Here is an 11,480-nt window from a genome sequence, read left to right on the forward strand (position 1 = left end):
TCGGTCATGCGCGCACCTGCTGCTCCGTCGGTAGGAAGTTCTCCAGGGTGGTGCCCAGGCCGCGGGCCGACGCCGCACGCCGGACCAGGTCGGCCACCGCCAGGTCCAGGCAGCCGAGGCCGAACGGAGAGAACACCGTCACGGCGTCGTCGCTTCTGACGTACCGCTCACCGGTCACCAGGATCTCGCCCAGCGAGGAGGAGATGAAGTCGCGATGGCCGGCTTCCTGCTGGGCCAGATCCAACGACGTCGCGGCCCGGCAGACATGGTCGGCGTCGTCGACGACGTTGACGCTGGAACGGATCGAGTCGGGGGTGAGGTCACGCAACGACAGATGCAGCACCAGCGTTCCCGGGCGGCAGTGCTCGGTACCCAGGTGCGGGGCGGCCGCCGTCGTCGCCAGGCAGACGAGTCTGTGGCGGGCCAGGGCGTCGGCCGCGCTCCCGGCCACGTCGACCTGCAGCGTCGGCCAGACCGACCGCGCCTCGGCGGCGAAGGACCGTGCCCGGTCCGCGCTCAGGTCGTACAACGTCACGGTGTCCACCGTCGGCAGCACGGCCCGCAGATACCTCAGCACCTCGAAGGCGATCGGGCCGCAGCCGACCAGCGTCACCGCGGTTTCCGGGCGGGACGAGGAGAGGGTGGCCGCTGCCAGGGCGGCGCTGGCGGCGGTACGGCCCGCCGAGATCGCCGACGCTTCGAGGACCGCCTCCGGCACACCGGTGTTCACCGAGTTCAGGAACATCACGGCCGACGCGCGGTGCATCCCCCGGCTGAGGTTGTCGGGGAAGGACGACACCCACTTCACCCCGCAGACGGGCGTGGCACCACCCAGAAAGGCCGGCAGCGCGATGATCCGCTCACGCTCTCTGTCCGGGAAGCGGAGGAAGACCGACTGCGGTACGCGCGTCTGGCCCCCCGCGTGTGACCGGTATGCCGCGTCCACCGCAGCCACCACCTCGCGCTCGGCCCCGTCGAGGACGGCTCGGACCTCACCTGCTCCGAGGATCAACACGGCGCCACCTGCACGTCGGGCTTGTTCCACAGATGCGACACGTCACCGAAGTACGTCATGACCCAGTCGTCGTCGTAGATGGTGTCCAGGTAGCGCTCGCCGCGGTCGGGGAAGACCATCGCGCAGGTGGCCCCGGGGCGGATCTGGTCACGGATCTGCTCCAGGCCCGCCACGACGGCGCCCGACGAGCCACCGACGAGGATCGCCTCGCGGGCGGCCAGCCGACGGCAGGCTGCGATCGCGTCCACGTCGTCGACGCGGACCACGACGTCGGCCAGGTCACTGCCGTACAGCTGCGGGCGCACCGATGCGCCGTGGCCGGGCAGCATCCGCCAGCCGACCGCCGGGCCGAAGATCGCACTGCCCAGCGCGTCCACCGCCACGATGGTCACCGGCAGCTGGTGCGTCCGGATGTACTCGGCGCACCCCCGCAGGGTGCCGCAGGAACTCGTGGCACAGAACAGGTAGTCGACCTCGGGCAGGGCACGCACGATCTCCTGCACGGTCGTGTGGTGTGCCTTCGGGTTGAGCGGGTTCGAGTACTGGTCCGGGCAGTACGCGTGGTCGATCGTCGCGACCAGCTCCCGAACCCGCCGGATACGGACGGGCAGGTATTCACCGGTGGCCGGGTCGACGTCGGTGACCTCCTCGACCTGCGCGCCGAGGGCGCGCATGACGGCGATGTTGTGCCGGTTGGTACGCGGGTCGACCACGCAGATGAAGCGGATTCCGTAGTATCCGCAGACCTGTGCGAGCCCGATTCCGAGATTGCCGGAACTGGACTCGACCACCACCGACCGTCCAGGTACGAGCCGCCCGTCGCGGATGCGCTCGCGCAGCATCTCCAACGCCGAGCGGTCCTTGATGCTGCCGCCCGGGTTGTGCGACTCCAACTTGGCGAACATCCTGAACGGACTATGTGGGTCGAGCTTCACCAGCTCGACGATCGGTGTCGCCCCGACTGTCGCCAGCACTCCTGACCCGGGGGATGTCTGTTCGGTCATAGAGCCGCTCCTCGAGTTGCATCCGCTCCGCGATGCGCCTACCACGAGACTCCTCCGCACGACCGGAACGGTGCAGGGAAGAACATGCAGACTCACCGGTTGACGCCGGCAGCAGTTCTGCCGGAGGTTCTTCTGTCGTGCTGGTGCTGCCGTCGCCGGCCACGCCGTTTCCACCGGATACGATGACCACCGCGCGGCCGGCGGATCCGCGCCGTAGCGCGCCGGCCAGTGCCACCGCGCCGCTCGGCTCCGCGCTGACACCGGCACGGCGGAGGATGCCCAGGGCGTGGATGATCGCGTCGTCGGTCACGCCGATCAGGTCGTCGACCCGGTGCCGGATGATCGGCCAGGGAACCGCACCGGGCCGTTGCCCCCGGAGGCCGTCGGCGATCGTCATGGACGGGGGCAACTCCGTCGGCGCACCCCGGGCTACCGACACGGCGTACCGGCGGGCGGACATCGGCTCCACCCCGACGACCCGCACCGGCCGGGACAGCGCCGACGCGGCGACGCACACGCCGGCCAGCAGGCCTCCACCGCCGGCCGGTACGAAGATCGTCGACACGGCCGGCACCTCCTCGAACACCTCGAGCCCCACGGTGCCGGCCCCGGCCACCACCAGTTCGTGGTCGGAGGACGGCACGAGGACCGCTCCGGTCGCCGCGGCGATGTCCTCGGCCCGGCGGTCACGCTCGGCCACCCCACCGGCCACCTGCACCACACCGGCGCCGAGCGAACGGATCACCTGTGCCTTGCCGTCGCTGGCACCGGCGGCCATCACGATGGTCACCCTGATGCCCAGCGCGGCGCCGAGCATGGCGACGGCGATGCCGTGGTTACCTGACGAACCAGCGACCACCTCGCCCGCATACCGCGCGAGCATCGCGTTCGCCGCGCCCCGGACCTTGAACGACCCGCCGCGCTGGCGGTGCTCGGCCTTGAGCAGCACCCGCGAATCGAGGGCCAGCAGCGGGGTGCGGTCCACCAGGCCCGTGATCCGCGCGGCAGCCGTCCGCACATCAGCGAGCGTGGGCCCGACGCCCGTCGTCCTCATGGTCCGTCCGCGGTGATCGCCCGGCGGTCGGTCTTGCCACTGACGGTGGTGGGTAGCCGGTCGATCCGGGCGAATCGTCGCGGGATCATGTGGCGGGGCAGCGTCTGCGCGAGATGTGTCCGCAGTGCCGAGTCCGTCACCTGCGCCGCCGCGCCGGCGACCTGGGCGATCAGGAAGACCCGGCCGTCGACGTCGGTCCCCGCGGTGACCTGCGCACCAGCAACGGCGGGGTGTGCCAGCAGGGCGCCCTCGACCTCGGCAGGGTCGACCCGGTATCCACGGACCTTGATCTGCCTGTCGATTCGTCCGAGGTACACGAGGTCGCCGTCGGGCGACCTGCGCGCCAGGTCCCCGGTGCGGTACAGGCGCGCGCCCGGCGCACCGTGGGGGTCCGGCACGAACCGGTCCGCGGTCAACGCCGGCAGGCCGCCGTACCCGCGTCCGACACCACAGCCACCTATGTACACCTCGCCGACGTCGCCGTCGGGCACGGTGCGCAGAGCGTCGTCGAGCAGGTGCACGTCGACGCCGTCGATCGGTGTCCCGATCAGGTCGACAGTGGTGTCGGGGACCGGTGGCACGTCGAAGCGGGTCGAGGTCATCGTGGCCTCGGTCGGACCGTACTGGTTGATCATCCGTCCGCGCACGCCGTCCCGGCCGCCGGCGATGAGAAACGGCCGCAGCGACTCGCCGCTGGACACGGTCAATCGCAGGTCGGGCAGCTCGCTGTGCCGCAGCGACGTCAGGAACGTCGGGGTGGCCGAGAGGATCGTGTTCACCCCCCACTCCCGCACGGCCGCGACGAACTCACCGGCCCGCAGCAGAGTGGACCGCGGCACCAGGACCACCTGCCCGCCGGCGACGAGCGGGGCGAACGTGTCGCGGATCGAGGCGTCGTATCCGAACGGCGCGAGTTGCAGCACCACGGTGTCCGGGCCGAGTCCGTAGTCGTCGACGATGAACCGCAGGTAGTTGGTGACGCCGCGGTGCTCCAGCAGTACCGCGTTCGGCGGTCCGGAGGAGCCGGAGGTGTGACTCACGTAGGCGAGCGAACGGGGCGCCAACGGTCGCAGGGTGGCCGGTACGTCAGGCGCGTCGACGAACACGGTCGGGCCGTCGACGGGGACGCCGGGCCGCCCGGCCCGGGACGCAGTGGTGACCAGGATGCTGGCCTGCGCCGTGCGGACCATGGCCGCCAGCCGCTGGTCGGGCAGCTCGGTGTTGAGGGTGAGGAAGGCACCGCCGGCCCGGAGCACGGCCGCCATCGCGATGACGGCCTCGGGGCTCCGGTCGACCAGGACCGCACACACCTGCTCCGGTCCGACGCCCCGGGCGACCAGCGCGCGGGCCAGCCGATCGGTGCGGGCGGCGAAATCCCCGTAGCACACGACGCTGTCCGGGGTGACGATCGCCGGTGCGGCGGGCCGGGTCGCGGCGTGGGTGGAGATGTCGTCGAGAAAGGTGGTCACCGCCCCGCTCCGCCGCTCGGCCGGCTGGCGACACACCACTCCAGGACCGCCCGGGCGCTGTGGTACTTGTTCTCGGCCTGCGTGAAAGCGATGCTCCTGGGGCCGTCGAGTACCGCCGCGGTCACCTCCTCGCCCCGGTGTGCCGGCAGGTCGTGCATGAACACCGCGTCCGGGGCGGCCGCCATCAACGCCTCGTTGACCTGGAACGGAGCGAATTCGGAACGCCAGTGGGGCGTCGGCTTCGTCGATCCCGTGGTCTGCCAACGGGTGGTGTAGACGACGTCGACCGGCGGCAGGCCGGACAGGTCGTGCCGCTGTTCGACGCGCGCGCCGCTGCGCCGGGCGGACGCCGCCGCCTGATCGAGGTACCTCTGTTCGACGCCGTACCCGGCTGGGGTACGCAGGTGCAACTCGGTGCCGGGGTAGCGGGACAGGGCGAGCGTCAGCGCGGAGGCGGTGTTGTTCCCCTCCCCCACGTACAGCACCCGTACGCCCTCCACCCGACCGAAGTGCTGGACGATCGTGGTGAGGTCGGCGAGGGCCTGCGTCGGGTGTTCGACCGCGCTCATCGCGTTGATCACCGACATCTGCTTCTGGCCGGCGTACGCCCGCAGTTCGGCCTCCGGCCCGGCGGTACGGGCGACCAGGACGTCGAGCATGCCGGACAGCACCGCTCCGGTGTCCTCGACGGACTCGCCGGTGGCCAGCTGCAGGTCGGCGGGGCCGTAGGTGACGAGTCCGGCGCCCAGCCGCAGCGCACCGGCGGAGAACGCGGTCCGGGTCCGGGTGGACGTCTTACGGAACAGCACGCCGACGACCGTCCCGGACAGCGGCTGGGTGGCTCCCGCGGTACCACGTGAGTACTCGACGCCGCGCTCGACGATCCAGCGCAGCTCGTCGTCCGAGAGGTCGTCAATAGAGATCAGGTGGCGTCGCTCGGCCATGTCGAGCCCCCTTCCGGTTGGCGGTTCGCCGTGACCAGAGCCTGCGCGACGCAGGGGACCGCCGAACAGGGACGGGACCGCACGACGCGTCTGCGCGTTCGTCTCTATGGACGGTGCGGGTTTGCCCGGCAGGATCGGGCCCACCTACTCGGATTACCCGACCAGCCGGAGGGGCCATGACTGACGACGGTGTCTACCGCGTCGTACGCAACGACGAGGAGCAGTACTCGATCTGGTGGGCCGACCGGGAGCTGCCGGCCGGCTGGACCGCCGAAGGGACGTCCGGGTCGAAGCAGGAGTGCCTGGATCACATCGCGGTGGTGTGGTCGGACATGCGGCCGCGGAGCCTGCGTGAGCAGATGGCGCAGGCCTGAAGGACTGACGAGACCGTGGTGGACGGGCAGCGCCAACTCCGAGGAGACATCATGATCGCCCCGACAATCGAGTCCGAGGTCCGCAGTTACTGCCGGAACTGGCCGGTCGTGTTCGACCACGGGCGGGGCAGTCGGCTGTTCGCCCGCGACGGCCGCAGCTACCTCGACTTCTTCGCCGGTGCCGGTGCCCTCAACTACGGCCACAACCACCCGGTGCTCAAGCGGGCCCTGCTGGACTACCTCGAGCAGGACGGGGTCACCCACAGTCTCGACATGCTGACCGCCGCCAAGCAGGACTTCCTCACCGAATTCGCCGCACGGGTACTCGGCCCGCGCCGTTTGGAATACCGGGTGCAGTTCCCCGGGCCCACCGGAGCCAACAGTGTCGAGGCCGCCCTCAAGCTAGCCCGCAAGGTGACCGGACGCCACACCGTCGTGGCCTTCACCAGCGCCTTCCACGGCATGTCGCTCGGCGCACTGGCCGTCACCGGAAACGCCGCCGTGCGCGCCGGCGCCGGTGTCCCGCTCGGACATACCTGGCGCATCCCGTACGACGGCTTCGCCGACGGCCGGGTGTCCGGGCTCACCCTGCTCGACACCATGCTCGCCGACAGCAGCAGCGGAATGGACCTGCCGGCCGCTGTCATCGTGGAAACCGTGCAGGGTGAGGGCGGTGTCAACCCGGCCCGCGCCACCTGGCTCGCCGATCTCGCCGAGCTGTGTGCCCGTCGCGAGATCCTGCTGATAGTCGATGACATCCAGATGGGCTGTGGCCGCACCGGTCCGTTCTTCAGCTTCGAGCACGCCGGCATCACCCCCGACATCGTCTGCCTCTCCAAGTCCATCAGCGGATACGGCCTGCCGATGTCCCTCACTCTCTTCCGCACCGAACTCGACGTGTGGCAGCCCGGCGAACACAACGGGACCTTCCGCGGCAACAACCCCGCCTTCGTCACCGCGACCGCCGCCCTGAAGGAGTTCTGGACCGACAGCAGGCTGGAGAAGCAGACAGCGGAACGGGACATCCTGTTCGATGAGCACCTGACGGAGTTCGCCGGGCGGTACCCGGCGCAGATGGCGGCGTCACGTGGCCGGGGCCTGGTGTGGGGTCTGACCTTCCGGGAGCCGCACATGGCGGGCCAGGTGGCCCGGGAGGCGTTCTCCCGTGGACTGCTGGTGGAGACAGCCGGCTCCGTCGACGAGGTGGTGAAGCTCATGCCGTCCCTGACATCGACCGACGAGGAGCTGTCCGAGGGCCTCGGCATCCTGGGGGAAGCGGTGGCGGCAGCGGTCGGCTGCTGAGCGACGTCGGCACCACGCCGGGACCCGGCCGCACTCTGTCCACCCATGATCGGCATCCGTGCCCCTCACCGCGCCTGGGCACACCCAACGGCGACCGGAGTCGGAAGGGCGACCGAATGCCGGTGGCTCTCCGTGTCGACGCCTGGCCTCACTGTCCTGTGTGGGTGACTGACAGGTGTCTTCCGGAGAGGGGTTCCGCGACTGAGCCGATTACGCTTGCCCTGGTGGGTGGGGCTCTGCTCACCTGCGGCGCAGGCAGATGCGGGGCCAACCCCACCGCGTACGCGACGACCGGCTGCACGACGAGCTTCAGCGCCGTGATCACCACCAACTCCACCGGCGCGGCCCAGTCGTCCCGCGACGGCGACGTGCGGTGCAGCGACGCACCGAGCGCCACCAGAGCGGCCGGAACCGCAGCGCCCGACAGCAGGGTCAGCGTCGCATCGGCCGCCGACGGCAACCGCAGGCCCGCAGCCGAGCAGGCGACACCGAGCAGCGACGCCAGGATCACCGGGTTACGTACCGGCAGCGAGGCGATAGGACGGACCCGCACCCGCCCGGCCGGACCGCTGTGCCTGTCCAGGGCAAGCAGGATCACGGGTGCCACCACCAGTACCTGCAGCATCACCACCTGCGCCAGGAACGCCACGTCGCCGAGTACCTGATCGAGGCGACCTCCCACTCGTCGTGGTCGAGGTGCTCGCGGACGTCCACCACCGTCACGCCGGTCTCGTTGACGACATCAGCGGGGACCATGGCCGCAGACGCCTCTCACCGGCGCTCGGTTTGCCGCCCCGGCTGTGACAGCCGCCGGGAGGCGGGTTCGAGTCGGTCAGCTCAACGGGAGACCGTCGAGATAGCCGACGTCCGTGGAGCCCGACGCGACACGGACCCGATACCCCCAGCGCCGGAGGACCTGGGCGAGCTTCGCGGCGGCGGCCGGATTGGCGGAGTGGACGTTGATGACGCCGACGTCGAAGGGGCACCTGTCGAAGGCAGCCCGCTCCAGAACCTCCACGACCGGCCAGATCGTGTCGTCCCCACCCAGGTCGTGGTCCAGCCACAGCTCGTCCAGACGCCGGTCGCGGTACCGATCGAGGAGTTCAACGCCGGCGGCGCTGCTGCGGGCCACCTCGGCACGACGACCATCCACGAACGAACGGAGATCATCGACCAAGACGATCGTTCGACGGGCATCCACATGACGATGGTGCCTGGCGCTGTCATCCTCTGACATCCGGATTTGCCGCCCGTCGGACACGGCAACCAACTGCGAGGCGACGGGGGTTCGTAGTATCGCGTCATGATGGGAAGTCGAGTTGGGCACCTGAGCATCCGGATGGCGGACGCCGACGTGATGCTGGTCGGCTTGTTCTCCGCCAAGGACAAGCAGGTGGACGCGAAGCTTGCCGCGCTGGAGGCTTCAGTGGAAGCGCTCGGTGGACGGGTGGTCGGCCGGCAGATTCAGAGAAGGGGTGTCTCCCGCGGCGGCGCGGAAAGAATGACGTTGCCGCTGTCGCGGCGCACCCTGCTCAGCTCGGGTAAGGCCCGCGAAGTAGGCGACGCCTGCCGTTCAGCCGCGGTCGCCCTGGCCGTCTTCGTCAACCCGTTGACGGAGCATCAGCGAAATGTCCTCAGTGAGCTGTTCGGTTGCCCGGTGGTCGGCGGCGACGACCTCATCAAGGAGTTCGCCTGAACGTCCGCTCATTCGCTGACCGCAAGTCGCGCACCGCTGCAGCCAGTCGATCAAGAAGACACCCGGTTGCATCAGGGAGCACAGGCCACTACGCCTGCCGGTGAACGTGGAGGGCCTATGGCCGCCTCGCCGGGACGAGGCGAGCGTAGTCTGCAACGATCATTGACGCTGGAGACGAAGATCGATGGGCGCGAGCACCGCACTGCTCGCCTTCACCACGGGTGACCTGCGCCCTGCTTAACGGGCCCGGATTCAGTCGGACTCAACCGGGGTCCGCGACCTCGTGCGCGAGCTGCATCCCGGCTACCAGGTGACCCCGATCCGCGGCGGCTCCCCCGGTGACCACAGCTATCCACCGGTCGACACCACCTACGCGACCACTCTGGGAGACGCCGATCCGCCAACTCGTCCACGTGCCGGGCTGCGGCCCCGACCGGGGCAGGTGCGATGCCGCGTAGCTGGCCGGCTGTTGGTAGCCGTCTGCGGTGCCGAAGGTCGCGGCGTTGGTGACGGGGTTCCACCGATCGGGCGAGGTGGCCGCCGCTTTCGGTGGCGATGCCGCGTCCCGGGCGAGCCTTCGTCGGCTCGGTCAGCAACGCGTTTACCGCCGCCCCCGTCTGCGCGTTAAGGCGTGGTCGCATGTCATGCGATCCGTGTCGCCACGGTGGATCGCGATGAAGCTCCTGTCGTCGGTCGCGCTGCCCGCTATCGTACGGACGTGGCGCGGGTACTGGTGACCGGCATGTCGGGCGCGGGCAAGACCACGGTCCTCGACGCGCTTCGCCTGCGGGGTTTCCGCACTGTCGATACGGACTACGGCGGGTGGGAACTGCCCGACGGGACCTGGGACGAGCCGCGGATGAGCCGGTTGCTTGACCGGTACCGCGATCTGATCGTGTCCGGGACGGTGGAGAACCAGGTCCGGTTCTACCACCGCTTCCACCACGTCGTTCTGCTCAGCGCACCGTTGGAGGTTCTTCTCCACCGAGTCACCGGCCGAACGAACCCCTATGGAAGAACTCCCGAACAGCAGGCGGAGATCGCGCACTACGTCCAGACCGTCGAACCACTGCTCAGACGGGGAGCCACCATCGAACTCGACGGACGTCGGAGAGTCTCCGACCTGGCCGACACCATCGAAGACCTGGTCAGGGAAGGGCACCGGTCTGCCGCGAACGGGGCGCTACCCACTTCGTACCCGCCGGGGCCGGATCGGGCACCACAGTGAGGTCATGGGCCTGTGGGCGCGTCCCGTGCCGACGCTTGGCCTCGGGGACGCATCGAGATGGACCAGCAGCGTCGCGCCCGCGACGGCTGTCGCGCCATGCGGTGAGCACCTGCCGACACCGGTGGGGCGTATGATCCCATCCAAGACCACGTGGTAGTCGTAGTTGAGGGCCGCGCGAACCGTCTGTTCGATCAGGGCAGTTGCGAGCCAGTCGGGCGTGTCTCATTCCCGCAGCACGCAGCACCTCGCCGCTTGACGAATCTGGTCATCACCTCCGGGGCTGTTCTCGAATTGCATGTCGCGCCCGGAGAGCGACGTCAGTGGCGTTAGACTCGCCGGCCATGGGACTGCTCACCTTCGGCCTCAACATCACCTTGGACGGTTGCGTCGACCACCAGGAGGGGGTCGCCGACGACGAGACGCACGCCTTCTTCACCCGGCTCATGGACGAGGCCGGGGCGATGCTGTGGGGTCGGGTCACCTACGAGATGATGGAGAGCGCCTGGCCAGCCGTCGCCCGCGGTGACCAGGAGGCGCCGCCGGCGATGAAGGAATGGGCGGCCAAGCTGGAGGCCAAACCCAAGTACGTGGTGTCGTCGACGCGTACGGACTTCCCGTGGACCAACAGCCACCACATCGCCGGCGACCTGCGCGAGGGCGTGCAGAAGCTCAAGGACGCAACTCCGGCCGGGGTCCTCCTCGGCAGCGGCAACCTCGCGACCGAGCTGGACCGGCTGGACCTGATCGACGAGTACAGGATGCTCGTCCACCCCCGGATCGCCGGTCACGGACCGACGCTGTACCAGGGCGGGCTGCCCGGCACACGCCGACTCGAACTGCTCTCGGCGAAGCCGCTCCGCAATGGTGTGGTGGCCGTGCATTACCGCCGCGCAGGCTGATCACCAGAGTCCCCAGGGTCGTCCACCGCCACCCTGCGTGGCCGAGCGCGACGACCTGGACTCGAAGCTGCCGCCCGGGCTGGCCGAGGTGACCGGCAAGGAGTTCGGCGCGAACCTGAGCCGGGAGCGCACCGACATGCTCGACACCGGCGTGCTGATCTGGTTGGTCGACAGCTACGACACCGACCGGGCGAAGGTGCAGGCCGACCCGCTCTACAGCAGGTTGAAGGTCAAGACCGAGGGTCGCGACATCTACCTGGAGAACGAGGAACTGGTCGGGGCCGCGACCTCGTTCATCACCCCGCTGAGCCTGCCGTTCCTGCTGGACAGGCTCGTTCCGCAACTCACCGCGGCGGTGGACGGCAACCCCGCCACGGCGGTGCAGCGCGCCGCCACCTGACGATCCGGCGGGGAACTGCTCCAGACCGGACAGTTCCCCGCCCGGCGGGCCGCGACGGCGTAAACGGGGCCAGCGACCGGCTTCGCCCGACGTCC

13 protein-coding genes and 1 pseudogene are annotated in these 11,480 nt (G+C 69.7%); 6 read left to right on the top strand and 8 right to left on the bottom strand.

Annotation, left to right across the window (positions count from 1 at the left end; translation table 11 throughout):
* Positions 1-4: 4 nt before the first annotated feature.
* From sbnB to GA0070216_RS18360, 5 genes and pseudogenes are all read right to left on the bottom strand, one after another.
* Positions 5-1,015: a 2,3-diaminopropionate biosynthesis protein SbnB gene (sbnB, locus tag GA0070216_RS18340; protein ID WP_091247366.1), complete on the bottom strand. Its 1,011-nt coding sequence runs from the start codon at positions 1,013-1,015 to the stop codon at positions 5-7.
* The gene (sbnA, locus tag GA0070216_RS18345) at positions 1,009-2,019 is read right to left on the bottom strand and encodes a 2,3-diaminopropionate biosynthesis protein SbnA (protein ID WP_091247367.1); all 1,011 of its coding nucleotides are present in this window, start codon (positions 2,017-2,019) and stop codon (positions 1,009-1,011) included. Before sbnA ends, sbnB begins: the two co-directional genes overlap by 7 nt.
* Before the next feature lie 166 nt (positions 2,020-2,185).
* Positions 2,186-3,073: pseudogene (locus GA0070216_RS18350) on the bottom strand (threonine ammonia-lyase); the annotation flags it as partial.
* Positions 3,070-4,542 (bottom strand): amino acid adenylation domain-containing protein, encoded by a 1,473-nt coding sequence (locus GA0070216_RS18355; protein WP_091247417.1) that lies wholly within the window; start codon positions 4,540-4,542, stop codon positions 3,070-3,072. The gene GA0070216_RS18355 and the pseudogene GA0070216_RS18350, both read right to left, overlap by 4 nt.
* Complete coding sequence (locus tag GA0070216_RS18360; RefSeq protein ID WP_091247369.1) at positions 4,539-5,486, bottom strand: ornithine carbamoyltransferase; 948 nt, start codon at positions 5,484-5,486, stop codon at positions 4,539-4,541. The genes GA0070216_RS18355 and GA0070216_RS18360 overlap by 4 nt, the downstream gene beginning before the upstream one ends.
* 176 nt (positions 5,487-5,662) lie before the next feature.
* Between GA0070216_RS18360 and GA0070216_RS18365 the strand changes: the two genes are divergently transcribed.
* Together GA0070216_RS18365 and ectB are read left to right on the top strand one after the other, a co-directional pair.
* Positions 5,663-5,860 (top strand): MbtH family protein, encoded by a 198-nt coding sequence (locus tag GA0070216_RS18365; protein ID WP_091247370.1) that lies wholly within the window; start codon positions 5,663-5,665, stop codon positions 5,858-5,860.
* Between the two features lie 51 nt (positions 5,861-5,911).
* Positions 5,912-7,162, top strand: a complete 1,251-nt coding sequence (ectB, locus tag GA0070216_RS18370) for a diaminobutyrate--2-oxoglutarate transaminase (RefSeq protein WP_091247371.1) — start codon at positions 5,912-5,914, stop codon at positions 7,160-7,162.
* A 148-nt stretch (positions 7,163-7,310) separates the two neighbouring features.
* On the opposite strand, the gene GA0070216_RS18375 is transcribed toward ectB, so the two are convergent.
* From GA0070216_RS18375 to GA0070216_RS18380, 3 genes are all read right to left on the bottom strand, one after another.
* Positions 7,311-7,811 carry an AEC family transporter gene (locus GA0070216_RS18375; protein WP_245722575.1) on the bottom strand — a complete coding sequence of 167 codons (501 nt, stop codon included), beginning with the start codon at positions 7,809-7,811 and terminating at the stop codon, positions 7,311-7,313.
* On the bottom strand, positions 7,787-7,918 hold the full coding sequence (locus GA0070216_RS36165; protein ID WP_281190445.1) for a hypothetical protein: 132 nt from the start codon (positions 7,916-7,918) through the stop codon (positions 7,787-7,789). Before GA0070216_RS36165 ends, GA0070216_RS18375 begins: the two co-directional genes overlap by 25 nt.
* 76 nt (positions 7,919-7,994) lie before the next feature.
* Positions 7,995-8,363 carry a cyclic-phosphate processing receiver domain-containing protein gene (locus GA0070216_RS18380; protein ID WP_091247372.1) on the bottom strand — a complete coding sequence of 123 codons (369 nt, stop codon included), beginning with the start codon at positions 8,361-8,363 and terminating at the stop codon, positions 7,995-7,997.
* Positions 8,364-8,501: 138 nt separating this feature from the next.
* Here GA0070216_RS18380 and GA0070216_RS18385 point away from each other — a divergent pair, with 138 nt between their 5' ends.
* From GA0070216_RS18385 to GA0070216_RS18400, 4 genes are all read left to right on the top strand, one after another.
* A complete protein-coding gene (locus GA0070216_RS18385) occupies positions 8,502-8,858 on the top strand; it encodes an HflX-like GTP-binding protein (protein ID WP_091247374.1) in 357 nt (118 codons plus the stop codon).
* Between the two features lie 718 nt (positions 8,859-9,576).
* On the top strand, positions 9,577-10,086 hold the full coding sequence (locus GA0070216_RS18390; RefSeq protein ID WP_091247375.1) for an AAA family ATPase: 510 nt from the start codon (positions 9,577-9,579) through the stop codon (positions 10,084-10,086).
* Positions 10,087-10,427: 341 nt separating this feature from the next.
* Complete coding sequence (locus tag GA0070216_RS18395) at positions 10,428-10,985, top strand: dihydrofolate reductase family protein (RefSeq protein ID WP_091247376.1); 558 nt, start codon at positions 10,428-10,430, stop codon at positions 10,983-10,985.
* Positions 10,986-11,022: 37 nt separating this feature from the next.
* Entirely contained in the window at positions 11,023-11,385 is a 363-nt protein-coding gene (locus GA0070216_RS18400; RefSeq protein WP_176739029.1) for a TroA family protein, read from the top strand.
* The last annotated feature ends 95 nt before the right edge of the window (positions 11,386-11,480 follow it).

This window comes from Micromonospora matsumotoense, from assembly GCF_900091525.1.
In the GTDB taxonomy this organism is placed as follows: Bacteria; Actinomycetota; Actinomycetes; order Mycobacteriales; family Micromonosporaceae; genus Micromonospora; species Micromonospora matsumotoensis.

What these genes read in the sequence shown, in the direction of transcription:
- GA0070216_RS36165 (WP_281190445.1), bottom strand. Translation starts at nt 7,918, where the DNA reads ATGGTCCCCGCTGATGTCGTCAACGAGACCGGCGTGACGGTGGTGGAC.
- GA0070216_RS18385 (WP_091247374.1), top strand. Translation starts at nt 8,502, where the DNA reads ATGGCGGACGCCGACGTGATGCTGGTCGGCTTGTTCTCCGCCAAGGAC.
- ectB (WP_091247371.1), top strand. Translation starts at nt 5,912, where the DNA reads ATGATCGCCCCGACAATCGAGTCCGAGGTCCGCAGTTACTGCCGGAAC.
- GA0070216_RS18360 (WP_091247369.1), bottom strand. Translation starts at nt 5,486, where the DNA reads ATGGCCGAGCGACGCCACCTGATCTCTATTGACGACCTCTCGGACGAC.
- GA0070216_RS18395 (WP_091247376.1), top strand. Translation starts at nt 10,428, where the DNA reads ATGGGACTGCTCACCTTCGGCCTCAACATCACCTTGGACGGTTGCGTC.
- GA0070216_RS18365 (WP_091247370.1), top strand. Translation starts at nt 5,663, where the DNA reads ATGACTGACGACGGTGTCTACCGCGTCGTACGCAACGACGAGGAGCAG.
- sbnA (WP_091247367.1), bottom strand. Translation starts at nt 2,019, where the DNA reads ATGACCGAACAGACATCCCCCGGGTCAGGAGTGCTGGCGACAGTCGGG.